Source organism: Citrobacter sp. Cf116 (genome assembly GCF_030336505.1).
Taxonomy (GTDB): Bacteria; Pseudomonadota; Gammaproteobacteria; order Enterobacterales; family Enterobacteriaceae; genus Citrobacter; species Citrobacter freundii.
Genome location: NZ_JAOWEQ010000037.1, coordinates 992,893 through 1,017,394 on the forward strand (window position 1 = coordinate 992,893; position 24,502 = coordinate 1,017,394).

At 51.1% G+C, this 24,502-nt stretch carries 24 protein-coding genes; 8 read left to right on the top strand and 16 right to left on the bottom strand.

What is annotated here, in order from left to right; all coding sequences use genetic code 11:
- Nucleotides 1-2: 2 nt before the first annotated feature.
- The 4 genes from OGV74_RS14180 to apbC all read right to left on the bottom strand — a co-directional run bounded on the left by OGV74_RS14180 (nucleotide 3) and on the right by apbC (nucleotide 3,211).
- Nucleotides 3-683, bottom strand: coding sequence for a fimbrial assembly chaperone (locus OGV74_RS14180; protein ID WP_071697503.1), 681 nt, complete (start codon nucleotides 681-683; stop codon nucleotides 3-5).
- Nucleotides 684-746: 63 nt separating this feature from the next.
- The gene (yehD, locus tag OGV74_RS14185) at nucleotides 747-1,277 is read right to left on the bottom strand and encodes a fimbrial protein YehD (protein ID WP_003844375.1); all 531 of its coding nucleotides are present in this window, start codon (nucleotides 1,275-1,277) and stop codon (nucleotides 747-749) included.
- Between the two features lie 278 nt (nucleotides 1,278-1,555).
- Nucleotides 1,556-1,837 carry a DUF2574 family protein gene (locus OGV74_RS14190; RefSeq protein ID WP_071697502.1) on the bottom strand — a complete coding sequence of 94 codons (282 nt, stop codon included), beginning with the start codon at nucleotides 1,835-1,837 and terminating at the stop codon, nucleotides 1,556-1,558.
- A gap of 264 nt (nucleotides 1,838-2,101) precedes the next feature.
- On the bottom strand, nucleotides 2,102-3,211 hold the full coding sequence (gene apbC / locus OGV74_RS14195) for an iron-sulfur cluster carrier protein ApbC (RefSeq protein ID WP_003027343.1): 1,110 nt from the start codon (nucleotides 3,209-3,211) through the stop codon (nucleotides 2,102-2,104).
- Between the two features lie 164 nt (nucleotides 3,212-3,375).
- Here apbC and metG point away from each other — a divergent pair, with 164 nt between their 5' ends.
- A complete protein-coding gene (metG, locus tag OGV74_RS14200; protein ID WP_003027344.1) occupies nucleotides 3,376-5,409 on the top strand; it encodes a methionine--tRNA ligase in 2,034 nt (677 codons plus the stop codon).
- A 205-nt stretch (nucleotides 5,410-5,614) separates the two neighbouring features.
- Nucleotides 5,615-6,073, top strand: a complete 459-nt coding sequence (locus OGV74_RS14205) for a YehR family lipoprotein (protein WP_071697500.1) — start codon at nucleotides 5,615-5,617, stop codon at nucleotides 6,071-6,073.
- Between the two features lie 42 nt (nucleotides 6,074-6,115).
- On the opposite strand, the gene OGV74_RS14210 is transcribed toward OGV74_RS14205, so the two are convergent.
- From OGV74_RS14210 to OGV74_RS14220, 3 genes are read right to left on the bottom strand one after another with little or no spacing between them, the layout of a single operon-like run.
- The gene (locus tag OGV74_RS14210) at nucleotides 6,116-6,586 is read right to left on the bottom strand and encodes a YehS family protein (protein WP_286520990.1); all 471 of its coding nucleotides are present in this window, start codon (nucleotides 6,584-6,586) and stop codon (nucleotides 6,116-6,118) included.
- 46 nt (nucleotides 6,587-6,632) lie between these two features.
- Entirely contained in the window at nucleotides 6,633-7,352 is a 720-nt protein-coding gene (btsR, locus tag OGV74_RS14215) for a two-component system response regulator BtsR (RefSeq protein WP_003840155.1), read from the bottom strand.
- Nucleotides 7,349-9,034, bottom strand: a complete 1,686-nt coding sequence (locus OGV74_RS14220) for a sensor histidine kinase (protein WP_003027348.1) — start codon at nucleotides 9,032-9,034, stop codon at nucleotides 7,349-7,351. Before OGV74_RS14220 ends, btsR begins: the two co-directional genes overlap by 4 nt.
- Nucleotides 9,035-9,259: 225 nt before the next feature.
- On the opposite strand from OGV74_RS14220, the gene mlrA reads away from it, so the two are divergent.
- Together mlrA and OGV74_RS14230 are read left to right on the top strand one after the other, a co-directional pair.
- On the top strand, nucleotides 9,260-9,991 hold the full coding sequence (gene mlrA, locus OGV74_RS14225) for an HTH-type transcriptional regulator MlrA (RefSeq protein ID WP_003027351.1): 732 nt from the start codon (nucleotides 9,260-9,262) through the stop codon (nucleotides 9,989-9,991).
- Nucleotides 9,992-10,042: 51 nt separating this feature from the next.
- Nucleotides 10,043-10,150 carry a protein YohO gene (locus OGV74_RS14230; protein WP_003027354.1) on the top strand — a complete coding sequence of 36 codons (108 nt, stop codon included), beginning with the start codon at nucleotides 10,043-10,045 and terminating at the stop codon, nucleotides 10,148-10,150.
- On the opposite strand, the gene OGV74_RS14235 is transcribed toward OGV74_RS14230, so the two are convergent.
- The 5 genes from OGV74_RS14235 to bglX form a co-directional block, all read right to left on the bottom strand.
- Entirely contained in the window at nucleotides 10,131-10,862 is a 732-nt protein-coding gene (locus tag OGV74_RS14235; protein WP_003840153.1) for an ABC transporter permease, read from the bottom strand. The two genes, OGV74_RS14230 and OGV74_RS14235, sit on opposite strands and share 20 nt — an antisense overlap.
- Entirely contained in the window at nucleotides 10,846-11,793 is a 948-nt protein-coding gene (locus OGV74_RS14240; protein WP_046670058.1) for an ABC transporter ATP-binding protein, read from the bottom strand. The genes OGV74_RS14235 and OGV74_RS14240 overlap by 17 nt, the downstream gene beginning before the upstream one ends.
- Nucleotides 11,786-12,952: an ABC transporter permease gene (locus OGV74_RS14245; protein ID WP_086504339.1), complete on the bottom strand. Its 1,167-nt coding sequence runs from the start codon at nucleotides 12,950-12,952 to the stop codon at nucleotides 11,786-11,788. The genes OGV74_RS14240 and OGV74_RS14245 overlap by 8 nt, the downstream gene beginning before the upstream one ends.
- Before the next feature lie 15 nt (nucleotides 12,953-12,967).
- Nucleotides 12,968-13,885 carry a glycine betaine ABC transporter substrate-binding protein OsmF gene (osmF, locus tag OGV74_RS14250; RefSeq protein ID WP_003840148.1) on the bottom strand — a complete coding sequence of 306 codons (918 nt, stop codon included), beginning with the start codon at nucleotides 13,883-13,885 and terminating at the stop codon, nucleotides 12,968-12,970.
- 195 nt (nucleotides 13,886-14,080) lie between these two features.
- Complete coding sequence (gene bglX, locus OGV74_RS14255) at nucleotides 14,081-16,378, bottom strand: beta-glucosidase BglX (protein ID WP_049015356.1); 2,298 nt, start codon at nucleotides 16,376-16,378, stop codon at nucleotides 14,081-14,083.
- A 232-nt stretch (nucleotides 16,379-16,610) separates the two neighbouring features.
- Between bglX and dld the strand changes: the two genes are divergently transcribed.
- Nucleotides 16,611-18,320, top strand: a complete 1,710-nt coding sequence (dld, locus tag OGV74_RS14260; protein ID WP_286520995.1) for a D-lactate dehydrogenase — start codon at nucleotides 16,611-16,613, stop codon at nucleotides 18,318-18,320.
- Nucleotides 18,321-18,384: 64 nt separating this feature from the next.
- Here the strand turns inward: dld and pbpG are convergent, their stop codons facing one another.
- Both pbpG and OGV74_RS14270 read right to left on the bottom strand, forming a co-directional pair.
- Nucleotides 18,385-19,332: a D-alanyl-D-alanine endopeptidase gene (gene pbpG, locus OGV74_RS14265; protein WP_003027363.1), complete on the bottom strand. Its 948-nt coding sequence runs from the start codon at nucleotides 19,330-19,332 to the stop codon at nucleotides 18,385-18,387.
- Between the two features lie 180 nt (nucleotides 19,333-19,512).
- Entirely contained in the window at nucleotides 19,513-20,100 is a 588-nt protein-coding gene (locus OGV74_RS14270; RefSeq protein WP_003840142.1) for a Yip1 family protein, read from the bottom strand.
- 242 nt (nucleotides 20,101-20,342) lie between these two features.
- On the opposite strand from OGV74_RS14270, the gene OGV74_RS14275 reads away from it, so the two are divergent.
- On the top strand, nucleotides 20,343-20,912 hold the full coding sequence (locus tag OGV74_RS14275) for a DedA family protein (protein ID WP_061548544.1): 570 nt from the start codon (nucleotides 20,343-20,345) through the stop codon (nucleotides 20,910-20,912).
- 37 nt (nucleotides 20,913-20,949) lie between these two features.
- On the opposite strand, the gene mdtQ is transcribed toward OGV74_RS14275, so the two are convergent.
- The gene (gene mdtQ / locus OGV74_RS14280) at nucleotides 20,950-22,389 is read right to left on the bottom strand and encodes a multidrug resistance outer membrane protein MdtQ (protein WP_054528583.1); all 1,440 of its coding nucleotides are present in this window, start codon (nucleotides 22,387-22,389) and stop codon (nucleotides 20,950-20,952) included.
- A 169-nt stretch (nucleotides 22,390-22,558) separates the two neighbouring features.
- Between mdtQ and OGV74_RS14285 the strand changes: the two genes are divergently transcribed.
- Together OGV74_RS14285 and yohP are read left to right on the top strand one after the other, a co-directional pair.
- Nucleotides 22,559-23,293, top strand: a complete 735-nt coding sequence (locus OGV74_RS14285) for a class I SAM-dependent methyltransferase (RefSeq protein WP_032949642.1) — start codon at nucleotides 22,559-22,561, stop codon at nucleotides 23,291-23,293.
- 70 nt (nucleotides 23,294-23,363) lie between these two features.
- On the top strand, nucleotides 23,364-23,447 hold the full coding sequence (gene yohP, locus OGV74_RS23410) for a small membrane protein YohP (RefSeq protein ID WP_015572324.1): 84 nt from the start codon (nucleotides 23,364-23,366) through the stop codon (nucleotides 23,445-23,447).
- Between the two features lie 68 nt (nucleotides 23,448-23,515).
- On the opposite strand, the gene dusC is transcribed toward yohP, so the two are convergent.
- Entirely contained in the window at nucleotides 23,516-24,454 is a 939-nt protein-coding gene (gene dusC / locus OGV74_RS14290; protein ID WP_016150649.1) for a tRNA dihydrouridine(16) synthase DusC, read from the bottom strand.
- Nucleotides 24,455-24,502 lie beyond the last annotated feature (48 nt).

A 24,502-nucleotide genomic window follows, 5' to 3' on the forward strand; every position in this document is an offset into this window, starting at 1 on the left:
AGCTATTTTTCAGCTTTGATTTTCTCACTCAAATAATTGCCGTGATCATCAATAAGCGTAACATTGTAATGACTCACAATAGCAGCAGTGCTCAGCATTTTTTCTGACCACGGTGCCAACAGCATAGTTTCTTTATTAAGTTTCGCTTTACCGCTAAGCTCAGGGATAGTTATCCAGTTAGCCGAATTATTCTTGATTGTAATACCGCTACCACTATTCCTGATGTTCAGTTGGGTAAAGCTACTTTTATCAACGCCGGCAATTCCCTGCGGGCGATAAATAAATTTAATACGGTTTTGCATCGCAAATTTAATGATGTTCTTACCTTCGGAATCCGCAGAGTTCGGTGGGATATCCAGCACGTTAAGGAAGAATAAACTTTCGCGATCTTTCGGCAACGTATTTGGCAACAGCTTAATTTTCAGCTGTTGGCCAGAACCACCGCTCACCTTTGCCACCGGCGGTGTCATCACAAACGGTACCTGAATTTTCTCCGGCGGCAGGTCGGTGTCACCATCATCAATCCACGACTGGACGAGTGCACTGCGATTGCCTTCATTCATTAACTGCACGGTAATCTCTTTTTTCTGCGCCGGATAAATGATACGCGTACCGTAAATATAAATCCCACCCCACGCAGGCAATACTGTGCCAGCCAAAAATAATGCTAATATCTTTTTCATTATAATTATCCTTACTACAGAAATAATCGGCGGCCGCAGCCGCCGACAAACAGGATAGTAATCTTAATCAGTAACTACGGTCATCGTAAGCGAAGAGGCAACATCACCACTCTCGACAATACCAGTTCCAACTTTCGCATAACGCGCACTAAAGTCCAGAACATATTTATTGTCGGCTGTTTTGGTTAACTGAATACCAGACTCAGGATTAACCTGTTCATTACCATAATAGACTGCAAAACCAGCACCGTTATTCGAGGCAGTATTTCGTGTAATGTATTTATTCGTGCTATCGAATTGAGAACTGGAAAAAGTAATTTTCGGTGCTTCAGTCCCCGTACACTCTACTGTCAGTGGTACAGTAGTTTTATTTGTGTAACCATCATAAACACCACCAGCACTCAAAGCATTTAATCTGTCAGCACCAATTTGGTTCATACCAATAGTCGCGGTGGAATCACCAGTAAATTTACAGGTAGTTCCAACCACCTTACCCGTAATAATTAATTCACCCTGATCGGTATCAGCAGCAAAAGCCCCAGCGCTCATAAATACAACAGACAGAACAGCAGCAGAAATAATTGAACGTTTCATAATATCTTCCCTAATGAATTAATTTCGATTTGTTAAGAGCAGTTATCTCTTGAAAAGAAATTCTCACAGCTGAAACGTTGCCGCAATGTAAACACGTTGTTTTATTGATTTAAAACAAGTTACAAATCGCAATATACATGCAACAAATAAATCAGGATTTGTATTATTTTCAGAATTAATAAATCTATGCAATTAACTGCCAGGAATGATTTATTCTATGCATAAAAAAACCACATATCATTCATTAAAATGATATGTGGTTAATAAAGGCGTTCTTTTTAATCGTAGCGATTGAGTACGATCTGTCGCGTGGTATCGCCAGGGACAGTAACCATTTCCGTCACCACCCCGCGCGCAGGTGAAGAAGCAACATCGTTAACATTTGAAAAATGAAGTGTCTTGCCACACCGCTGTTGCACGTCGTTATTCACAACATCGGTACTACAGGTTGGTTCGGTTACTCGTCCACTGATTGTTAAGGTCGCGGTATCGGAAGCAAACGCAGATGCACTTATTCCATAAGTCAGAATGATAGTTCCCATCAGCGAGCTAATTTTCATTTTTATCGTCACCTCTGTGGTTAACATCAAATAACATGCAGATGGCCTGTCAGCGTAATACGGGAAAAACGCGCTGTTCAATCCAATTGAAATTGTAGATTAATGAGATAGATTTGATCAATTACAATGATGCATTGAGATGATTTATTCGGAAAAAGGTATGAATTATAAACGCAGAATGAACAATATCGTAATATTTTTAAATTTAATATATTCACCGCATCAATAATACATTAATGCGGTGAATATCTGTAACGCTATAAATTACACCGCGCGGAAAGCAATCTCGCCCGGAATAACTTCTCCCTGCCAATACAGCTGTGCCGCCACACGCCCTGCAAGGTCGCGGTAAATGGCGGTAAATTCGCTGTCTGGACGGCTGATAACCGTCGGCGTACCGCGATCGAGGTCTTCACGCAGAGAAATATGCAGCGGCATTTGTCCCAGCAGTTGGGTGTGGTACTGCTCGGCCAGTTTCTGCGCGCCACCGGTGCCAAAGATTGGCTCATGATGGCCACAATTGCTGCAAATATGCATACTCATATTCTCAACAATACCCAATACCGGCACTTCGACTTTTTCGAACATCACAATGCCTTTTTTCGCATCGATCAGCGCGATGTCCTGCGGCGTAGTGACAACAACCGCGCCCGTTACCGGAATGTTCTGCGCCAGCGTCAACTGGATGTCACCAGTGCCCGGCGGCATATCCAGTACCAGATAATCAAGATCCGGCCATAAGGTTTCCTGCAACATCTGCAACAGCGCTTTACTGGCCATCGGGCCGCGCCACACCATCGCGTTATCATCAGTGACCAGATAACCAATGGAGTTCGTTGCCAGACCATGAGACATGATCGGCGCCATGTGGGTACCATCTGGCGAGGTTGGACGCTGGTTTTCCGCGCCAAGCATTGTCGGGATAGACGGACCATAAATATCGGCGTCCAGAATCCCCACCTTCGCCCCTTCTGCAGCCAGCGCCAGCGCCAGGTTCACGGCGGTAGAGGATTTACCCACGCCACCTTTACCTGAACTGACGGCGATGATGTTTTTCACACCATTAATACCTGGCTGATTTTTCACGCGTTTCAGCGTCGCGATGTTATGCGACAGTTTCCAGTCGATCGCTTTCGCGCCGGTAATACGCAGCAGATCGGCGCTACATTGCTCTTTTAAGTCCTCAAACGCGCTATGCCAAACGAACGGCATGACCAGCTCAACGTGCAACGTGTCATCCATCCAGGCGACGTGGTGCAACGCTTTAAGCGTCGTCAGATTATGCTTCAGGGTTGAATGCTGAAAATTCGCCAGCGTCCCGGCAACCATGGCGCGCAGGGTCTCTGGTGATTTGGCCTGGGATTGTGCGTTCATCCCGACTCCTTTTTGTTGTTCTGAATATACAATAGTCGCCAAGTAGTTTACTCCAACCGCAACAATTATTCATTTACGGATAAATGCCCTTATCGCTTGGCGCAGTAATTACCATTTTGGTACTATCAAAGCCCTTTTCACTACAAAAGAAGTAATTGCCCACTATGACTCAAGTCGCGAAGAAAATTCTGGTAACGTGCGCGCTGCCGTACGCCAACGGCTCAATCCACCTCGGCCATATGCTGGAGCACATCCAGGCTGATGTCTGGGTCCGTTACCAGCGAATGCGCGGCCACCAGGTTAACTTCATCTGCGCGGACGACGCACACGGTACGCCAATCATGCTGAAAGCACAGCAGCTTGGGATCACGCCAGAGCAGATGATCGGTGAAATGAGTCAGGAGCATCAGACTGATTTTGCAGGTTTTGACATCAGCTATGACAACTACCACTCGACGCACAGCGAAGAGAACCGTGAGCTGTCTGAGCTGATTTACACGCGCCTGAAGGAAAACGGTTTTATTAAGAACCGTACAATCTCCCAGCTTTACGATCCGGAAAAAGGCATGTTCCTGCCGGACCGTTTTGTTAAAGGCACCTGCCCGAAATGTAAGTCTCCGGATCAGTACGGCGATAACTGTGAAGTCTGCGGCGCAACCTACAGCCCGACCGAACTTATCGAGCCGAAATCCGTTGTGTCTGGCGCGACGCCGGTGATGCGTGACTCCGAACACTTCTTCTTTGACCTGCCGTCATTCAGCGAAATGCTGCAGGCGTGGACGCGCAGCGGCGCGTTACAGGAGCAGGTCGCCAACAAAATGCAGGAATGGTTCGAATCCGGCCTGCAACAGTGGGATATTTCCCGCGATTCCCCGTACTTCGGTTTTGAAATCCCGAATGCGCCTGGCAAGTACTTCTACGTCTGGCTGGACGCGCCAATTGGCTATATGGGTTCATTCAAAAACCTGTGCGATAAGCGCGGTGACACCACCAGCTTTGATGAATACTGGAAGAAAGATTCCGACGCCGAGCTGTATCACTTCATCGGTAAAGATATCGTTTACTTCCACAGCCTGTTCTGGCCTGCCATGCTGGAAGGCAGTAACTTCCGTAAGCCGACCAACCTATTCGTCCACGGTTATGTGACGGTGAACGGCGCGAAGATGTCTAAATCTCGTGGCACCTTCATTAAGGCAAGCACCTGGCTGAAGCACTTCGATGCCGACAGTCTGCGCTATTACTACACGGCGAAACTATCTTCACGTATTGATGACATCGACCTGAACCTGGAGGACTTTGTCCAGCGCGTTAATGCCGATATCGTCAACAAAGTAGTCAACCTGGCATCCCGTAATGCAGGCTTTATTGCTAAGCGTTTTGACGGCATTCTGGCGACTGAGCTGGCCGACCCGGCGCTGTATAAAACCTTCACCGACGCCGCAGCAGCGATCGGCGAAGCATGGGAAAGCCGTGAATTTGGTAAAGCTATTCGTGAAATCATGGCGTTGGCCGACGTGGCAAACCGCTACGTTGACGAACAAGCACCGTGGGTTGTGGCTAAACAGGAAGGCCGCGATGCCGACCTGCAGGCAATTTGCTCCATGGGCATTAACCTGTTCCGTGTGCTGATGACTTACCTGAAGCCGGTTCTGCCAACGCTTGCTGAACGTGTGGAAGCGTTCCTTAACTGCGAACTGAGCTGGGATGCCATTGAGCAGCCACTGCTCGGTCACAAGGTCAACACCTTTAAAGCGCTGTACAATCGCATCGACATGAAACAAGTTGAAGCGCTGGTGGAAGCGTCGAAAGAAGAAGTGAAAGCCGCTGCCGCACCAGTAACCGGTCCGCTGGCGGATGACCCGATTCAGGAAACCATCACCTTTGACGATTTCGCCAAAGTTGACCTGCGCGTAGCGCTGATTGAAAACGCCGAATTCGTGGAAGGTTCCGACAAACTGCTGCGTCTGACGCTGGATCTCGGTGGTGAGAAACGAAACGTCTTCTCTGGTATTCGTTCTGCGTATCCGGATCCACAAACCCTGATTGGCCGCCAGACCATTATGGTTGCTAACCTGGCTCCTCGTAAGATGCGCTTCGGCATTTCTGAAGGGATGGTAATGGCCGCAGGTCCTGGCGGGAAAGATATCTTCCTGTTAAGCCCGGATGAAGGTGCAAAACCGGGCCAACAGGTGAAGTAAGTCAAGTATCTCAAGCGCTGCAACCGCAGCGCTTTTTTTTGCTACGTGAGTGCTTCCTCTAATCTTAACCCTTGCTCCATTTTCGGACTGCTCAGTTGTTAATATTAGATTTATTCTATACTGCTCTGGGATCAAGGTAGTCCGGGCTTACCAGATTAGTGGAGATTATTGTTTAACATCCGATATTCATGAAATGGAGTTTTACATGAAAGCGTTACAAAAATTTTTCTCTCTCGCCGTGGTATCGGTTGTGGTTTTTTCCCTGGCAGGATGCGGTGATAAAGTAGAGACAAAAACATTTAATGCCAACCTCAACGGTTCGGATATCACTGTCTCTTACACCTATAAAGGTGATAAGGTCCTGAAGCAAATCTCTGAAAGTAAAATCAGCTATGCGTCAGTCGGTGCCAGCAATAAAGAAGAAGCAGCAAAAGTATTCGACGCATTAAGCGCCAAATATCAAAACATTACTGGCATAGAAGAAAAACTCACCTATTCAGATACCTACGCGCAAGAAAATGTCACTATCGATATGGAAAAAGTTGATATAAAAGCGTTGCAGGCCATTTCAGGGATGAAACTATCTGAAAACGCCGATAAAAACATCAGCATGAAGCAAATGCAAACGGTAATGGAATCGGCGGGTTTTAAAGAAGTGAAGTAAAGCATCGGCGACCCGATTTTGATCGTGGTCGCCAGCGCAGCTTTACGCTTTCTTTTTATGCTCTCGCGACGTTAAACCACGCAGAAAATAACGCAGGAACTGATCGCCGCATTCGCGATAATTCTTATGGTCCGGTGCGCGCATCATGGCGGTAATTTCCGGCATCGACACACGGAATTTCTGCTCGGTCATAATTGCCAGAATATCATCGGTTTTCAGTGAAAAAGCGATACGCAGTTTTTTCAGCACCGTATTGTTGTTAACACGACGCTCAAGCGCCAGTTCCGGTGCAGAATCATCTTTACCACGCAGATGATAAATCAGACCGTTTAAAAAACCGGAGAGAATGATATCCGGGCAGCGAACAAACCCGTCTTCATCTTCTTTTGTCGTCCAGGTATCGAAACTTGCGGAGATGGATTCCATGTCAGCAAGCGCAAGAATACGCACCATGTCGTTATTGTTCGCTTTCAGGGTGTAGCGCAGGCTACGAAGAATATCGTTACTTAGCATAGAGCCTTCAACAGTCGGTGATGCAATGGCGCGCAGTGTATCAGTTTTACAGCCCAATCGCCTCTTTTAGACTTTTAAGATAACGACGGCTCACCGGAACGGTCAGCCCGTTACGCAAAATCAGTTCCGCCTGGCCGTTGTCTTCCAGACGGATCTCCTGCAATTGCGCCATATTTACCAGATATTGTCTATGACAACGCAGCAGAGGAGTACGGCTCTCCAGCGTCCTGAGCGTCAGCTCAGTGAAGCCTTCTTTACCATCACTGCTGGTCACATATACGCCACTCATACGGCTGCTGATAAACGCCACGTCATCCATTTGCAGCAAATAAATTCGGCTGTGGCCGCTGCACGGAATAAACTTCAGCGCCTGCTGATTTTCTGGCAGGAGTGATACATCCTGCTTCGTGCGCTCCTGACGCAAACGGATCAGCGTTTTTTCCAGTCGAGCTTCTTCGATCGGTTTGAGCAGATAATCAAACGCATGTTCTTCAAAGGCTTTCACCGCATACTCATCAAAGGCGGTCAGAAAAACAATGTACGGACGATGCTCGGGATCAAGCATGCCAACCATTTCCAGGCCGCTGATTCGCGGCATCTGAATATCAAGGAACAGAACATCCGGACGCAATTTATGTACCGCGCCAATGGCTTCCACCGCATTCGAACATTCGCCGACAATCTCGATGTCGCTTTGCTCCTGCAACAGGATCCGCAGATTTTCCCGGGCTAACGGTTCGTCATCGACAATTAGCACTTTGATCATGCCAGTTCCTCCAGAGGAAGTCGTAAAGTGATTCGGGTAAAGCGGTCAGGTTCACACGCTACACTGATGCCAAAATCATCGCCAAACCGCTCGCGCAGTCGTTTATCGACCAGATTCATACCCAGTCCACTGGCTTCTGACGTTGGCTGATACAGCCCGGCATTGTCTTCGATATCCAGCATCAGATATTGCCCTTCTCGACGGGCGGTAATCGATACTTCACCGGTATCCAGCAACTGAGAAGTACCGTGTTTGATGGCATTCTCCACGATGGGTTGCAGAGTAAAGGCGGGTAATTGCTGATGCGAAAGTTCTTCTGGCACCGTCAAAGTCACCTGAAGACGCGATTGGAACCGGGCCTTTTCAATTTGCAGATAAGCATTAACGTGTTCAATTTCATCGGCCAGCGTCACAATTTCCGACGGGCGTTTTAAATTTTTACGAAAGAACGTCGACAGATACTGCACCAGTTGGCTGGCCTGCTCGCTATCACGTCGGATCACAGCTTTGATGGTGTTGAGCGCATTAAACAGAAAATGGGGATTGACCTGGGCGTGCAGGAGTTTTATTTCCGACTGCGTGAGCATCGCTTTTTGCCGCTCATACTGCCCGGCCAGAATCTGCGCCGAAAGCAGTTGGGCGATCCCTTCCCCCAGCGTGCGGTTGATTGAGCTAAAGAGGCGGTTTTTGGCTTCATACAGTTTGATGGTCCCCATCACCCGCTGGTTTTCACCCCGCAAGGGGATCACCAACGTCGAACCTAATTTGCATTGCGGATGCAAAGAGCAGCGATAAGGGACTTCATTGCCGTCGGCATAAACCACCTCACCGGTTTCAATCGCCCGCTGGGTGTACGAGGAAGAGATAGGTTTGCCCGGCAGATGATGGTCGTCACCAATACCGGTAAATGCCAACAGTTTCTCACGATCGGTAATCGCCACGGCCCCGATATCCAGCTCTTCATACAGCACCTGAGCAACCTTCATGCTGTTAACCTCGTTGAACCCCTGGCGCAAAATCCCTTCCGTTGAAGCGGCAACTTTGAGCGCGGTGGCGGAAAAAGCGGAGGTATATTTTTCAAACATCGCCCGTTTATCGAGCAAAATACGCATAAATAAGGCGGCGCCGACGGTATTGGTCACCATCATAGGCGCGGCAATATTGCTGACCAGTCGATAGGCATCATCAAACGGCCTGGCGATCAATAAGATGATCAACATCTGCACCAGTTCAGCAACAAAGGTAATGGCGCCCGCCGTCAGCGGGCTGAATACTTTATCGGTACGACCACGACGGGTGAGCACGCTGTGCACCAGTCCACCGAGCAACCCTTCCACAATGGTCGAGATCATGCAGCTAAGCGCCGTCATGCCGCCCATTGAATAACGATGTAAACCACCGGTCAGACCGACTAAGCCGCCAACCACAGGGCCGCCAAGCAGCCCGCCCATTACCGCACCAATAGCGCGAGTATTCGCAATGGAGTCATCAATGTGCAGCCCGAAATAGGTGCCCAAAATGCAGAAAATGGAAAAGGTAACGTAGCAAAGCAGTTTGTGCGGCAGCCGGATAGTCACCTGCATCAGCGGAATAAACAAACGCGTTTTGCTCATGAGCCACGCGATAACGAGAAACACGCACATCTGCTGAAGCAGCAGCAACACCAGATTAAACTCGTACATACCCGCCAACCACACATCTCTTAAAAGCGCGTAACATACATGGGCTGCGCGTAACTTTCTTTGAAGTGTTGCAAAAAAAAAGGAATTTGTGAGAACGATCACTCGAAAGCGCGATCATGACTACAAACTCACCCATTCATTGATCAAAAAACAGACAAAACTACCTGGTTCGCAAAAGAGCGTCTAAAGTAAAACTGGGACCTCGCAAGCATAAGTGAGACGACGATGGCGCTTTACACAATAGGTGAAGTGGCTTTGCTTTGTGATATCAACCCTGTCACTTTACGTGCGTGGCAGAGGCGTTACGGATTACTGAAACCGCAACGGACAGACGGCGGACATCGCCTGTTTAACGACGCGGATATCGATCGGATCCGTGAGATAAAACGCTGGATCAACAACGGTGTCCAGGTCAGCAAGGTTAAAATGTTGCTCAGCAATGAGAGCATTGATGTGCATAACGGTTGGCGTGAACAACAAGAGACGCTGTTGAGCTATTTGCAAAGTAATAATCTGCATAGCCTCAGACTGTGGATCAAAGAGCGTGGTCAGGATTATCCCGCACAAACGCTCAACACCCATTTATTCATTCCGTTACGCCGACGTCTGCAATGTCAGCAGCCGATCCTCCAGGCGTTACTGGGGATCCTCGACGGCGTACTGATCAACTACATCGCGATTTGTCTTGCCTCAGCACGCAAGAAACAGGGCAAAGATGCTCTGGTGGTTGGCTGGAACATTCAGGATACGACCCGCTTATGGCTGGAAGGTTGGGTCGCCAGCCAGCAGGGGTGGCGCATTGACGTCCTTGCCCATTCGCTGAACCAACTGCGACCGGAGCTGTTTGAAGGTCGCACCTTGCTTGTCTGGTGCGGCGAGAACCAAACGCCCGCTCAGCAACAACAGCTAAATGAATGGCGCGCGTTGGGTCACGATATTTATCCACTCGGTATTTAATATTCTATTAACAAACGTGTACAATCCTTGAATTCACATAAGGAGTGCATAATGAGCGCAGCTAAAATCGGTGTCATTACCCTCTTCCTGCTGATGGCCATCGGCGGTATCGGCGGTGTCATGCTGGCAGGTTATACCTTTATTTTACGTGCCGGGTAAGATGTCTCGCTAATTTCTCAAAACCGCGGTCAACAATTACCGCTGCCAGCGCGACCAACAGCGCCCCCTGAATTACATAGGCGGTATTGAACCCACTCAGCCCGATAATAATCGGCGTACCCAGCGTGTTCGCTCCAACGGTTGAGGCGATGGTTGCGGTGCCTATATTAATAATCACCGACGTGCGAATCCCGGCCAGAATAACCGGGGCCGCCAGCGGTAACTCTACTTTACGCAGCCGCTGCCCCTGACTCATGCCCATTCCGCTGGCTACCTCAATCACGCTGGGAGAAATACCGCCGAGTCCCGCCAGGGTTGCCTGCAAGATCGGTAATACCCCATACAGGATCAGCGCAATAATTGCCGGTTCAGGACCAAACCCCATCACTGGTACGGCGATCGCCAACACTGCAACTGGCGGAAAGGTCTGCCCCACGGCGGCAATCGTTTCCACTATCGGCCTGAATTCCGCGCCCCAGGGCCGGGTTACCGCAATTCCCGCCCCAACGCCAATCAATACGGCGATAAGGCTTGAGATCCCCACCAGTGTAAAATGGCTCAAAGCCAGCGCCGTAAAACTTTCCTGCTGATACACGGGACGTGGCAGCTCAGGAAACAGCGAACTAAACAGGGTCTGACTGTGAGGCAATCCAACCAACAGGATCAGAAACAACGTAACAAGCCACAGCAGTGGATCAGCAAGACGTTTCACGGGTCGGCATCTCCGAAAGCAAATCGCGAAAATGGAGCGTTCCGCAGGGTACCCCCTGCAGCGTCACGACAGGTAAAACGTCGCAACCGCGCGCCACGAACACCGATAACGCATCACGAAGCGTCATCTCATCCACCAGCGGCTCGCCGTCTGAGTGTTCTCCGCGACGAATAAAATCGCCTACCGTACGCAGCGACAACAGCCGTACGCCCAGTTCACTGCGGCCAAAAAAGGTTTGTACGAAATCATTCGCTGGCGCGGTGAGCATCGACAGCGGCGTGCCTTGCTGCACGACCTTTCCTGCATCCATCAGCACCAGATGCTCCGCCAGTCTTAGCGCCTCGTCGATATCATGCGTCACCAGCACAATGGTACGCCCGAGCAGACGGTGAATACGCGTCATCTCCTGCTGCAGCGCACCACGAGTGACCGGGTCCAGCGCGCCAAAAGGCTCATCCATCAATAGCACCTGCGGATCCGCCGCCAACGCACGCGCAACCCCGACCCGCTGCTGCTGTCCGCCGGAAAGCTGATGCGGATAACGGTGGCGCAAACTCGCCTCAAGGCCCAGCAGAGCCATCAGTTCATCTGTTCGGTCATCAATACGTGAGCGCGACCACTTTTGCAGTTGCGGTACGGTGGCGATGTTCTGCGCGACGGTCCAGTGGGGAAACAAGCCAATAGACTGAATCGCGTACCCCATGCGCCGTCGTAGCTCCAGCACCGGCAGGCTACGAATTTCTTCTCCGGCAAAGCGGATCTGCCCGCTGTCGTGTTCAACCAGCCGATTGATCATCTTTAGCGTGGTGGACTTCCCCGAACCTGACGTGCCGATTAGCACCGAAAAGCTGCCCTCCCCTAACTGCAGGTTAAGGTCATCAACGGCTTTTTGCTGACCATAGGTTTTACTGACCTGGCGAAATTCAATCATTATTCGATACCTTTAGCAGCGCGAGACCTAAATCAAACAGCGCATCAATCAACACTGCCAGCACAACGACCGGGATCACGCCCAACAGCACTAAATCGACGGCGCTACTGAGCAATCCCTGAAAGACCAGCGCGCCAAATCCCCCTGCGCCAATCAGCGCAGCAATCACCGCCATTCCCACGGTTTGCACCATCACCACGCGCAAACTGCGTAAGAAGACAGGCAGCGCCAGGGGAAATTGCACCGAGATAAACCGTTGACGCGCGCTCATCCCCATAGCCCGGGCGCTTTCCAGCACATCGCGCGGAACCTGATTCAACCCAGCCACAACGCCACGTACAAGCGGTAACAACGCATACAGCACCAACGCAATAAGCGCAGGCGTCATACCAGTTCCCGCGACGCCGAACTTGCCCAATAAAGGAAAGTGCTTCACCAACCCGGCAAGTGGCGCAATTAACAGGCCAAACAGCGCGACTGAAGGAATGGTTTGGATGATATTCAGTGCCGCAAAAACCGGCCCCTGACGGGCGACAGAGAAAGCACACCAGATGCCCAGTGGCACACCAATGAGCAGCGCGGGCACCACGGTAGCGAACAGAATCGTCAAATGTTGCGCCAGGGCGTCGTTGAAGACATCCTGGCGGTTGGCATATTCTTTAAGCAGGGAAAGATCGTTAAACGTGCCGGAGAACAAAAGCACCAGCGGCACAATGAATATTTGAGCATGCAGCGCCCAACGCCACAGTGCCTGAGCGGTGATGCGACGAATGGCGTCACTTGCGGCCAGCAGCATCAGTCCCAGTCCCAACCAGAATCCACTGCCCAGACTGGTTCTGGCCAGCGGAGTCCCTGTCTTCGCCAGATACGTTGCCGTTGTACCTGCGGTTACCAGCGCGGCGATCACCAACAGTTGGCAAACGATAAGCGCCAATATATTGCCGGGCTTTCCCGGTACAACGCTCAGAAGACATAGCAGCAAACAGGCCACCGCCAATCCCCATGCCGTGTCGGAGCTGATATCCCAGAGTTGACGACCTTCGCCAGACACCAGACGATTAGGTGCATAGCTAATGAAAGGCAGCGCTGCCGACGCGAAAGTAAGAAGCACCAGCAACAACAGCACCCGATTGACTGAAATATTCGACAAAACACCCACCCGCTGCAAACGCCGTTACTTCACCCATCCTTTTTGCTTCAGGTAATCTGCTGCGACTTTTTTCGCATCCAGTCCCTCCACGGCAATGCTGGCATTCAGTTGTTGCAACGTTTTTTCATCCAGGCTGGCAAATACCGGTTGCAGCCACTCTCCCATTTGCGGATAGTCTTTTAGCACCGACTCACGTACGACGGGTGCTGGCGCATAAATGGGCTGGACACCTTTTGGATCGCTTAAAGTTTGCAGACCGAGCGCCGCAACCGGGCCATCGGTGCCATAAGCCATCGCCGCATTGACTCCGGAGGTCTGCTGCGCCGCCGCTTTAATCGTCACCGCGGTATCTCCCCCAGCCAGCGACAACAGCTGATTTTGATTCAGTTTGAAATCATAAGCTTTTTCAAACGCAGGCAGCGCGTCAGCCCGTTCGATAAATTCAGCAGAGGCGGCAAGTTTGAACGTTCCTCCGTCCTTCAGGTAACGGCCTAAATCAGCAAGGGACTCAAGTTTGTTCTTTTGCGCAACATCCTGGCGTACTGCAATGGTCCAGGTGTTGTTGGCGGGTGCAGGGGTTAGCCAGACCAGCTTATTTTGCTCTGCATCCAGCTTTTTCACTTTGTCGAATCCAGCCTGCGCATTTTTCCACGCGGGATCATTTTCATCTTTAAAAAAGAATGCGCCATTACCGGTATATTCCGGATAAATATCCAGCTCACCGGAGGTGATTGCCCCACGCACCACTGGGGTGGTACCAAGCTGTATTTTATTGACGGTTTTCACGCCATGGCTTTCGAGCACCTGCAAAATAATGTTGCCGAGCAGCGCCCCTTCGGTATCTATTTTTGAACCGACCGTGACGGGTGACGCGGCCTGTAAGGGTAGGCTTATCGCAGCTAACAGCGCCAGCGAACCCACCGATACTTTTGAGATTATCATGCTGTACTCCTCATCCTTTTGCGGCCCTTTTCAGAGACTTGAGGAAAAAGCATAGTCGAAAAATCAGGGCTTAACCTGGCAATTGGGGAGTAAGAGAGGGATTCGTTAGCAATAACGTGATGAGAAATAAGAAGCAGACGCGGCGCATACACCTAAAGATAAAGGCCGGAAACCCGGCCTTTACTCGCTAATCAATTACAGCAGTTCAAATTCGCCCTGCTTCACTCTGGCGGAATCCACGCCGATGAAAACGTTAAATTTGCCAGGTTCTGCATCGTATTGCATACGCTGATTCCAGAACTTCAGCGCGTCAATGTCAATCGGGAAGCTGACAGTCTGGGTTTCACCCGGCTTAAGATTCACTTTCTCAAAACCTTTCAGCTGTTTTACCGGACGACTCATGGAAGCGGTCACGTCCTGCAAGTACATCTGAATCACCGTCGCACCTTCGCGCTTGCCGGTGTTGGTCACCTGCACGCTGGCCGTCACGGTCCCGTCACGCTTCATCGTTGGAGAAGAGAGCTTCACATCAGAAACCGTGAACGTGGTGTAACTCAGGCCATAACCAAAGGGATACAACGGACCATTCGCTTCATCAAAGTAGCGCGACGTGTACTTGTTCGGCTTATCTGCGTTATACGGGCGACCGGTATTGAGATGGCTGTAATAGACCGGGATCTGTCCGACAGAGCGCGGGAAAGACATCGGCAGCTTGCCTGACGGGTTGTAATCGCCAAACAGCACATCGGCGATGGCGTTACCGCCTTCCGTCCCGGCAAACCAGGTTTCGAGGATCGCATCGGCCTGTTGATCTTCTTTAACCAACGCCAGCGGACGTCCGTTCATCAGTACCAGAACCAGAGGTTTACCGGTGGCTTTCAGCGCGGCAATCAGGTCACGCTGACTCTGTGGAATAGTGATATCGGTGCGGCTGGAAGCTTCATGCGCCATACCTTGCGCTTCGCCGACTACCGCAACCACCACGTCAGACTGCTTCGCTGCGTTCACGGCTTCATCGATCATCGCCTGCGGCGAGCGCGGGTCAACCTTCACCGCCTCTTCATACAGATTGAGGAAATCGACAATGCCTTTGTCGTTGGTGATATTCGCCCCTTTGGCGTACAGCACTTTGCCCTGATCGCCGACGGCATTTTTAATCCCCGTCAGTACCGTTACCGACTGATCGGCAACACCGGCAGCGGACCAACTGCCCATCACATCACGCTTGCTGTCGGCCAACGGACCGACGACTGCCACGGTGGCGGATTTTTTCAGCGGCAACGTTTCCAGACGGTTTTTCAGCAGCACCAGGCTTTCTCGCGCTACTTCACGCGCCTCTTTACGGTGCAAACGGCTTTCCGCGTTGGTGTCCTGTGGGTCAGATTCTTTGGCCCCCAGATGACTGTACGGGTCGTTAAACAGCCCCATATCATATTTCACGTTCAGCACGTGGCGCGCGGCGTCATCCAGCTCCGCCATCGTCACTTTGCCGGATTTAATCAAGCCCGGAAGATATTTGCTGTAATACTCATCGCTCATACTCATATTGATGCCGGACTTGATCGCCACACGCACCGCATCTTCAGGATCGGAGGCAGTACCGTGCTTAATCAGTTCCTTAATCGCGCCGTGATCGGAAACGGTAATACCCTTAAAGCCCCATTCATCACGCAGCACGTCTTTGAGCAGCCATGCATCTGAGGTTGCAGGCGTACCGTTTAGCGAATTAAGTCCTACCATTACCGCACCGCTACCAGCGTCCAGCCCGGCTTTATACGGCGGCATATAGTCGTTGAACAGACGCTGTGGGCTCATATCGACGGTGTTATATTCCTTGCCACCTTCAACCGCGCCATAAGCGGCGAAGTGCTTGACGCTGGTCATCACCGAATAGCGATCCGCCGGGCTTTTACCCTGCATCGCTTCAACCATGGTTTTACCCATCGTAGCCGTTAAATACGTGTCTTCACCAAAACCTTCTGAAGCACGGCCCCAACGCGGATCGCGAGAGACATCGACCATTGGCGCCCAGGTCATATTCAGACCATCATCGGCGGCTTCATACGCGGAAATACGGCCAACGGTTCTGACCGCATCGAGATTAAAAGAGGACGCCAGGCCGAGACTTATCGGGAACACGGTACGTTGGCCGTGCAATACGTCGTAGGCAAAAAAGAGAGGAATTTTCAGGCGGCTGAGTTCCATCACCTGATCCTGCATTTTGCGGATATCCTGGCGCGTGACGGTGTTAAAAATTGCCCCAACCTGCCCGTCTTTGATCATCTCGCGGATGGCTTCTTTCGGGTTATCAGGCCCGACGCTTATCAAGCGTAGTTGCCCAATTTTCTCATCCACGGTCATCTGTTTAAGTAAATCGGTAACGAATGCATCCCGCGCTTCTGGCGTCAGAGGATGGTTACCAAACAGCGTGTCCGCCTGCGCTGGTTGCAACGCCAGACTCACCGCGACACCTACAGAACATAGCCATTTCATGTTGATTCTCTCTTTATTTTTTCCCGACGAGGCAGCGAAAATATAACAAAAACCGCAGTTTGCCGTAAGACTAAACGGGAGCGATAAAGAAAGCTAAGGTTATTCTCCTAATTTTCAAAACCAGCGCAAATCATTAGAAGACGAACCAGAGACAATATGAATGAGAAAGCGTATTGTCATACAAAGCGCTATGCTTGTTCCTGATATTGAGTCCCACCACAAGGAGTGGAGAATGTCTTCCATTACAACAGATAATAAAGCTTTCCTGAATGAACTGACCCGTCTGGTTGGTCATTCTCACCTGCTCACTGAACCTGCTAAAACAGCCCGCTATCGCAAGGGATTCCGCTCCGGCCAGGGCGAAGCGCTCGCCGTCGTGTTCCCCGGCTCGCTTTTAGAGCTGTGGCGCGTTCTCAATGCTTGCGTCGCCGCTGATAAAATTATCCTGATGCAGGCCGCCAATACCGGCCTGACCGAAGGCTCTACGCCGAGCGGAAATGATTACGACCGCGAAATTGTCATTATCAGCACCCTGCGCCTGGATAAACTGCACGTCATCGGCAAAGGCGAACAAGTGCTGGCTTATCCTGGTACAACGTTGTATTCGCTGGAAAAGGCGCTCAAACCGTTTGGCCGTGAGCCACATTCTGTGATCGGGTCATCCTGTATTGGCGCTTCGGTAATTGGCGGCATTTGCAACAACTCCGGCGGCTCGCTGGTACAGCGCGGCCCGGCATATACCGAGATGTCGCTGTTTGCGCGTATTGACGAACAAGGTAAATTGCAGCTGGTCAACCATCTGGGTATTGAGCTGGGCCAGACCCCAGAACAGATCCTGAGCAAACTTGATGACGAGCGGATTAAAGATGACGATGTCCGCCACGACGCGCGACACGCGCACGATCACGACTATGTCACCCGCGTCAGAGATATTGAGGCGGACACGCCCGCCCGCTATAACGCCGATCCGGATCGCTTGTTTGAATCATCCGGTTGTGCAGGTAAGCTCGCGGTTTTCGCCGTGCGTCTGGACACCTTCGAAGCCGAAAAAAATCAGCAGGTCTTTTACATCGGTACTAATCAGCCTGAAGTGCTGACAGAAATCCGCCGTCATATTCTGGCAAAATTCGAGCACCTGCCGGTCGCCGGTGAATATATGCACCGCGATATTTACGACATCGCCGAGCAATATGGCAAAGATACGTTTCTGATGATCGACAAGCTCGGCACCGACAAAATGCCGTTCTTTTTCACCCTGAAAGGTCGCACCGATGCGATGCTGGAAAAAGTGAAAATTTTCCGTCCGCATTTCACCGACCGGGCAATGCAGAAATTTGGTCATTTGTTCCCCAGCCACTTACCGGCACGCATGAAAAGCTGGCGCGATAATTACGAGCATCACCTGCTGTTAAAAATGGCCGGTGGCGGCGTGGCTGAAGCGCAAAACTGGCTCAGCGAATATTTCAAAACCGCTGAAGGCGACTTCTTTGCCTGTACCCCAGAAGAAGGCAGCAAGGCGTTTTTGCATCGCTTTGCGGCGGCTGGTGCGGCGATTCGTTATCAGGCCGTACATGCCGATGAAGTAGAAGATATTCTGGCGCTGGATATCGCACTGCGTCGTAACGACACCGAATGGTATGAGCATCTACCGCCAGAAATCGACAGTCAACTGGTACATAAGCTCTATTACGGTCACTTTATGTGCTATGTATTCCATCAGGATTACATCGTGAAAAAAGGCGTGGATGCACATGCGCTGAAAGAGCAGATGCTGGAGCTTCTGCACGAACGCGGAGCACAGTATCCGGCAGAGCATAACGTCGGACATCTGTATAAAGCACCGGAAACATTAACCCGTTTTTACCGCGAGAATGACCCCACCAACAGTATGAATCCGGGTATTGGTAAAACGAGTAAGCAAAAGTTCTGGAAAGAATCGTAGGCCCGATAAGCGTAAGCGCCATCGGGCACGTTGCCGGGGGCGCTTCGCTTGGCCAGCCTACGGTTTAATCGTTTTGCGCGGTTTGCTCACCCGTAGCTGAACCTGCCGCCGCCATCTGCGCCGCTTTTTGCTTTTTGTAGCTCAGCGCTGCCGCCGGAACCGGCATCACCTTGCCGGTTTCAATCCAGGTGCGTAAACGGCTGGCATCGGCAAAGTGGGTATATTTACCGAACGCATCCATCACCACCAGCGCCACCGGTTTGTTATTGATCACGGTGCGCATCACCAGACAGTGGCCTGCCGCATTGGTAAATCCGGTTTTGGTTAACTGAATATTCCAGTTATCGCGGTATACCAGATGGTTGGTGTTACGGAATGGCAGCGTATAAGCCGGGTTGGCAAAGGTCGCCATATCTTCACGCGTAGTGCTTAACTGGCCAATCAGCGGATACTGCTTGCTGGCGATCAGCAGCTTGGTTAAATCACGAGCTGTCGAGACGTTATGAATCGATAAGCCGGTTGGTTCCACAAAGCGTGTCTGAGTCATGCCGAGCGCTTTCGCTTTGGCATTCATGGCTTTAATAAACGCGTTATAACCGCCAGGGTAATGATGCGCCAGACTGGCTGCCGCACGGTTTTCTGACGACATCAGCGCCAGCAGCAGCATGTCTTTACGGCTAATTTCACTGTTCAGTCGCACACGAGAGTAGATGCCTTTCATTTCCGGTGTCTGACTGATATCAACTTTCAGTTTCTCATCCAACGGCAGTCGTGCATCAAGCACCACCATCGCGGTCATTAACTTGGTAATCGACGCAATCGGACGCACAAGGTCCGGGTGGTTCGAATAGATAACTTTGTTGGTATTCAGATCAACAATCATCGCGCTACCGGACGCTATCTCAGGTTGAGAAGCCGCTGCGGTAGTTGCCGTTTTCGCCACGGCTTGGGGTGCAAAAGGAACGGCCAGCACCAGGGCAAGGCTTAATAATGAAACTCGGAATTTCAGCATGATGAGATTTCTGATAATGGTTCACGCACGTCACAACGCACACCGCCAGAGACTAAGTATTATCTCAAGCTAGCTCAGGCATCATAGCGATCCGGCAGGTTTGCCGCCACAGGAGAATCGTCTCGAAATGCTGCGTTGCTGACTTTTACGTCAACAACGCAGCGCAGACAGGTTTATCCGTCAGAATAATCGGTAGCCGTAACCCCACAGGATTACCGTAATAGCCAGCAGAACTTCCAGTACCAGCACACCGATCGCCAGCGTCGAACTGGAAAAACTTAACCCTTCCTCGCGTGTGATATTCAGGAACGTAGGTATACCGAGATAAAGTAAATAGCCGGTGTAAAACAACGCGATGGTCCCCACCAATGCGCACAGCCAGACCAGCGGATAAAGTGCGACCAGTCCGCTTAAAAACAGCGGCGTCGCGACATATCCTGCAAAAACCATACAATGCGCCAGCGATGGGCGCTGCGGGTAATTACGCGCCATCCACCAGATAACCCGTCCCATGACGGCGACGCCCGCCAGCATCACCCCGTAAAACAGAATTGCCATCGCAAATCCGGTCAACAGAGACAGCTTCAGGATATTGCCATCGCCAAAATTCCAGCCGATTTGCGTGGTGCCGATAAATGCGCAAACCACCGGGATTGCCGCCATCAGCAGTACATGGTGGGTATAGTGATGCGAAACGCTTTCGTTTTCGCTGTTGATCACGTGCATTTCACGATCGGGATGGGAAAACAGCCCCCAGACATGGTTCATACCGCCCCCTTGTTGTCAGCTCCGGACCTCAACACTTCAAGTATAATTCAGCTTTTGATTATTTTATGTACACAGAAAAAATACCGAAGCGCCGGGTAAAAAGTTTGTTCAGGCGTAGGCATGATAAGCGAAGCGCCATCAGGCATTGGAGAGCTGAGCGACCTTAAGCGCTACTACGCGGCTTTTCCGGCATCAAATAATCATAGGGTGTATGCTATTAGCAGTGGAGGTCATACAATCGTATGGATATAAATCATTATGTTGCGCAATACGGCTATGCTGCGTTAATCATCGGCAGTCTGGCGGAAGGCGAAACCATTACCCTGTTAGGCGGCGTTGCGGCGCATCAGGGCGTCCTGAAATTTCCTCTGGTGGTACTCTCGGTCGCGCTGGGCGGGATGATTGGCGATCAGTTGCTTTATTTACTCGGACGTCGTTTTGGCGGCAAAATTTTGCAGCGTTTCTCGCGCCACCAGGCGAAAATTGATTACGCACAGAAGATGATCCAGCGACGTCCTTACCTGTTTGTGGTCGGTACGCGCTTTATGTACGGCTTTCGCGTTATTGGTCCCTTACTGATTGGCGCCAGTCACCTGCCGCCGAAGATCTTTTTACCGCTAAATATTCTTGGCGCGTTTGTCTGGGCATCGTTATTTACCACCCTGGGCTACATCGGTGGTGAAGTGATAGCGCCGTGGCTGCACAGCCTTGACCAGCATATCAAGCATGGCATCTGGCTGGTGCTGGTTATCGGGATTGTCGCGGGCATCCGCTGGTGGATGAAACGGCGAAGCACGCGTAAAGCGCAATGAAGATGGCCCGACAGCGGAACACCGTCGGGCTGATTAATCAGGACGCGTGATAACCGCCGCCCAGCGCACTGGTCAACTGAATTGAGGCATCCAGCCATTGGCCTTGCAAAAGCAGACCGTTGCACTGCTCACGTAATGCCGGGATCTTTGCCTCGCTGACCCTGGAGCCCGCAATAATACCCGCATTAAAGCGCGCCTGAGCCAGCCCCACTACGCGCTGAGCGTCATGTTCAATCTGCTGCTGATGCTGATTTTTCTGCGCTAATGTTTCTACCTGCGATGCAGCACGTGCCACGTCATTCACCGCATCCACCACAGCTTTGTTGTAATTCGCCACCGTCAGGTTGCTTTGCGCTTTCGTTATGTCGAGATTCGCGTTCAGCCTGCCGCTGTCAAAGATAGGCAGTGTCAGCCCGGCGGTTACGCCCATTTGCTGCGCGGAATGGCGGAACAGGTCACTCAGATGTAACGCATCCTGTTGTAAAAATGCCATCAGATTCACATCGGGATAAAACGCCGCTTTCGCCGCATCAATGCTGCTCAGTGATGACTCAATGTACCAGTGCGCCGCCTGTAAATCCGGGCGGCGGGCCAGTAGCGAGTAACCCAATTGTGACGGGAGCTGGCTTTCGACCGCGGGCAGTGGGGTCGAATGGAGCTTCAGGGCCGTGGACTGGGCATTGGTCAGCGCGCTCAGCCGTGCTTCAATCACCTTCATTTTGCCGCTGACATCATTCAACTGCTGCTCTGTTTTGCTGGAGTCAATATCAGTTTCAACGCCTTCCACTGAAGAAGTTAGACCGTTTTGATACAGCTGACGATCGACGCTTATCACATTTTGCTGCTCGCTTTCGATTTGCGTCAGTACGGTTTTCAGCGCCGCCTGCGTCTGCCATTCCCAGTAAAGGCGGGAGACACCGCTCGCCAGCAGCTGCCGGGTTTGCTCGCGCTCAGCCTCACGTGCCTTAACGGCCCCAATACGCGCCGTCACTTCAGCCCGATTTTTACCCCACAGATCCAGATTCCAGCCAGCGGTTAAACCAAAGGTTCCATTGGTGTACCACGGTCCTGTTGTTCCGGCGGCCGGATCGGTAATGGCAAACGGTCCCATCAGACCCTCAGCTGACATTCTCTGACGCTCAACGTCTGCGGAGAAGTCGATCTCCGGGCCATCCTGTGCTTCCACGGCCTTAGCCTGCGCCTCCGCCAGTTGAATGCGCTGTTCCGCTACCTGCATATCAGGAGAATTTCGCAACGTGCTGTCAATCAACGCATTAAGTTGTGGGTCGTGATATGCCCTCCACCACTGGCTGTCCGGCCAGCCATTTTTTAACGCGGCAGGCAATGTGGTATCGACATTCGCAGCAGGGGTCTGCTGTGACAGAGACTGGCGGTCATCATGCATAGGCGCACAGCCTGCCATCAGAACAAAAAGCGGCAACAATGCCGTGGTGATAAACACAGAATTACGATTCATGGAGATATACAGGTAAGAAAAGATGTGCAGAGATTACGACTTGTCGCTTTTGCTTTTTTAGTTACGCGTGGCAATACATCTTTGGCAATAAAAATATAAAATCAGAAAAATATACACCTCGCGAATAATATAGGTTAAATAGTTTTAATAATTAATGGATGGAGATTTTATGTCACAGAATATCTATGACGATCCTGAGTTCTTTGCTGGATATGCCACACTGGATCGTTCAGTAAAGGGGCTCGACGGCGCGCCAGAATGGCCGACAATACAAGCGATGCTCCCCTCTCTTCAAGGCAAAAACATTCTTGATTTGGGCTGTGGATATGGCTGGTTTTGCCGCTACGCACGCGATAATCAGGCTGCCAGTGTAGTGGGACTGGATATTTCACAAAAAATGTTAACTCAGGCGCACAGTATGACGCAGGGTAATGGCATCGTTTATCAGCGTGAAGATCTTGAAACGCTTACCTTGTCCCCAAATTCCTTTGATCTGGTTTATAGCTCGCTTGCCCTGCACTATTTGCACGATATAGAACGATTATTCGTAACCATTTACCAGTCATTAACACCGGGAGGCATGTTGGTTTTCTCTGCTGAGCATCCAATTTATACCGCACCGCTTAACCAGGGCTGGATCAAAGATAAAACCGGGCAACTCTCCTGGCCGATTAATCATTATCAGCAGGAAGGTGAGCGCATCAGTAACTGGTTTGCTGAGGGCGTCAAAAAACAGCACCGTAAGCTGGCGACCTGGATTAATGCGCTGATTGGGGCCGGATTCGACATGGTTTGTGTCGATGAATGGGGACCTTCCGCGCAACAGATTGCTGAAAACCCAGCGTTAGATGAAGAAAAAGAGCGGCCGATGGTGTTTCTGCTCAGCGCACGTAAACCAGCATAACAGCGCCTCCAGGCAGAATGATTAATACTTTCCTATACTCAATCTGAACTTACCAAAAAAAGGAAAGTTAATGAAAATTCTGCTGTGGGTTATTCTGATTATTTTTCTGATTGGACTGTTGGTGGTAACAGGCGTGTTTAAGATGATTTTTTGATATTGCTGCCTATCAGCCAGCCCGGATAAGGCATTAACATTTAATCCGGTCTGGCGCATCAGCTGTGTTCAAAGGGTAATAGCCTGAATCGCACGCGCGATATCCGGCGAATTGTTTAACGCACGAATTTCCTGAAACAGCGCGGTTGCCTCTGAATATTCTTTTCGCAGATACCCTAACCACTGCTTAATCCGCGCTACATGATACAGCCCGGTGTCCCCCTGCTTTTCAAGACGGGTATATTTTTGCAACAGCGTCACAACATCAGGCCACGGCATACGCGGCTCGTTGTATTTCACCACGCGGCTCAGGTTTGGAATATTTAATGCGCCACGTCCGATCATCACCGCATCGCATCCGCTGATGGCCATACAATCCTGGGCACTCTGCCAGTCCCAGATTTCGCCATTCGCGATAACCGGAATAGTCAGTCGCTGGCGGATCTCGCCAATCGCCTGCCAGTTAATATGTTCTGCCTTATAGCCCTGTTCCTTGGTTCGACCATGCACCGCCAGTTCGCTGGCGCCAGCCTGCTGCACGGCATCGGCAATTTCAAACTGCCGATCGCTGTTATCCCAGCCCAGACGCACTTTCACCGTCACCGGGAGATGAGCCGGGACCGCCTCGCGCATAGCTTTTGCGCCCCGGTAGATAAGCTCAGGATCTTTCAGTAACGTTGCGCCACCGCCGCTGCCATTCACCAGCTTCGACGGACAACCACAGTTCAGATCGACACCGTACGATCCCAGCTCTACCGCACGCGCCGCATTCTCCGCCAGCCACTGCGGGTACTGCCCCAACAGCTGAATGCGAACCAACGTGCCGGATGGCGTCCGGCTGTTGTTATGCAGTTCCGGGCAGAGTCGATGAAATACTTTTGCCGGCAGGAGCTGATCCACCACGCGCACAAACTCGGTGATGCACAGATCGTAATCATTCACTTCAGTCAGCAGCTCGCGCACCAGTGAGTCGAGCACGCCTTCCATCGGCGCCAGTAAAACACGCATATCGTCACCCGCAAAAAAAGAGGCGCTATGGTAGCGCCTCCGTTCGGG

What these genes read in the sequence shown, in the direction of transcription:
- OGV74_RS14180 (WP_071697503.1), bottom strand. Translation starts at nt 683, where the DNA reads ATGAAAAAGATATTAGCATTATTTTTGGCTGGCACAGTATTGCCTGCG.
- yehD (WP_003844375.1), bottom strand. Translation starts at nt 1,277, where the DNA reads ATGAAACGTTCAATTATTTCTGCTGCTGTTCTGTCTGTTGTATTTATG.
- OGV74_RS14190 (WP_071697502.1), bottom strand. Translation starts at nt 1,837, where the DNA reads ATGAAAATTAGCTCGCTGATGGGAACTATCATTCTGACTTATGGAATA.
- apbC (WP_003027343.1), bottom strand. Translation starts at nt 3,211, where the DNA reads ATGAACGCACAATCCCAGGCCAAATCACCAGAGACCCTGCGCGCCATG.
- metG (WP_003027344.1), top strand. Translation starts at nt 3,376, where the DNA reads ATGACTCAAGTCGCGAAGAAAATTCTGGTAACGTGCGCGCTGCCGTAC.
- OGV74_RS14205 (WP_071697500.1), top strand. Translation starts at nt 5,615, where the DNA reads ATGAAAGCGTTACAAAAATTTTTCTCTCTCGCCGTGGTATCGGTTGTG.
- OGV74_RS14210 (WP_286520990.1), bottom strand. Translation starts at nt 6,586, where the DNA reads ATGCTAAGTAACGATATTCTTCGTAGCCTGCGCTACACCCTGAAAGCG.
- btsR (WP_003840155.1), bottom strand. Translation starts at nt 7,352, where the DNA reads ATGATCAAAGTGCTAATTGTCGATGACGAACCGTTAGCCCGGGAAAAT.
- OGV74_RS14220 (WP_003027348.1), bottom strand. Translation starts at nt 9,034, where the DNA reads ATGTACGAGTTTAATCTGGTGTTGCTGCTGCTTCAGCAGATGTGCGTG.
- mlrA (WP_003027351.1), top strand. Translation starts at nt 9,260, where the DNA reads ATGGCGCTTTACACAATAGGTGAAGTGGCTTTGCTTTGTGATATCAAC.
- OGV74_RS14230 (WP_003027354.1), top strand. Translation starts at nt 10,043, where the DNA reads ATGAGCGCAGCTAAAATCGGTGTCATTACCCTCTTCCTGCTGATGGCC.
- OGV74_RS14240 (WP_046670058.1), bottom strand. Translation starts at nt 11,793, where the DNA reads ATGATTGAATTTCGCCAGGTCAGTAAAACCTATGGTCAGCAAAAAGCC.
- osmF (WP_003840148.1), bottom strand. Translation starts at nt 13,885, where the DNA reads ATGATAATCTCAAAAGTATCGGTGGGTTCGCTGGCGCTGTTAGCTGCG.
- bglX (WP_049015356.1), bottom strand. Translation starts at nt 16,378, where the DNA reads ATGAAATGGCTATGTTCTGTAGGTGTCGCGGTGAGTCTGGCGTTGCAA.
- dld (WP_286520995.1), top strand. Translation starts at nt 16,611, where the DNA reads ATGTCTTCCATTACAACAGATAATAAAGCTTTCCTGAATGAACTGACC.
- pbpG (WP_003027363.1), bottom strand. Translation starts at nt 19,332, where the DNA reads ATGCTGAAATTCCGAGTTTCATTATTAAGCCTTGCCCTGGTGCTGGCC.
- OGV74_RS14270 (WP_003840142.1), bottom strand. Translation starts at nt 20,100, where the DNA reads ATGAACCATGTCTGGGGGCTGTTTTCCCATCCCGATCGTGAAATGCAC.
- OGV74_RS14275 (WP_061548544.1), top strand. Translation starts at nt 20,343, where the DNA reads ATGGATATAAATCATTATGTTGCGCAATACGGCTATGCTGCGTTAATC.
- mdtQ (WP_054528583.1), bottom strand. Translation starts at nt 22,389, where the DNA reads ATGAATCGTAATTCTGTGTTTATCACCACGGCATTGTTGCCGCTTTTT.
- OGV74_RS14285 (WP_032949642.1), top strand. Translation starts at nt 22,559, where the DNA reads ATGTCACAGAATATCTATGACGATCCTGAGTTCTTTGCTGGATATGCC.
- yohP (WP_015572324.1), top strand. Translation starts at nt 23,364, where the DNA reads ATGAAAATTCTGCTGTGGGTTATTCTGATTATTTTTCTGATTGGACTG.
- dusC (WP_016150649.1), bottom strand. Translation starts at nt 24,454, where the DNA reads ATGCGTGTTTTACTGGCGCCGATGGAAGGCGTGCTCGACTCACTGGTG.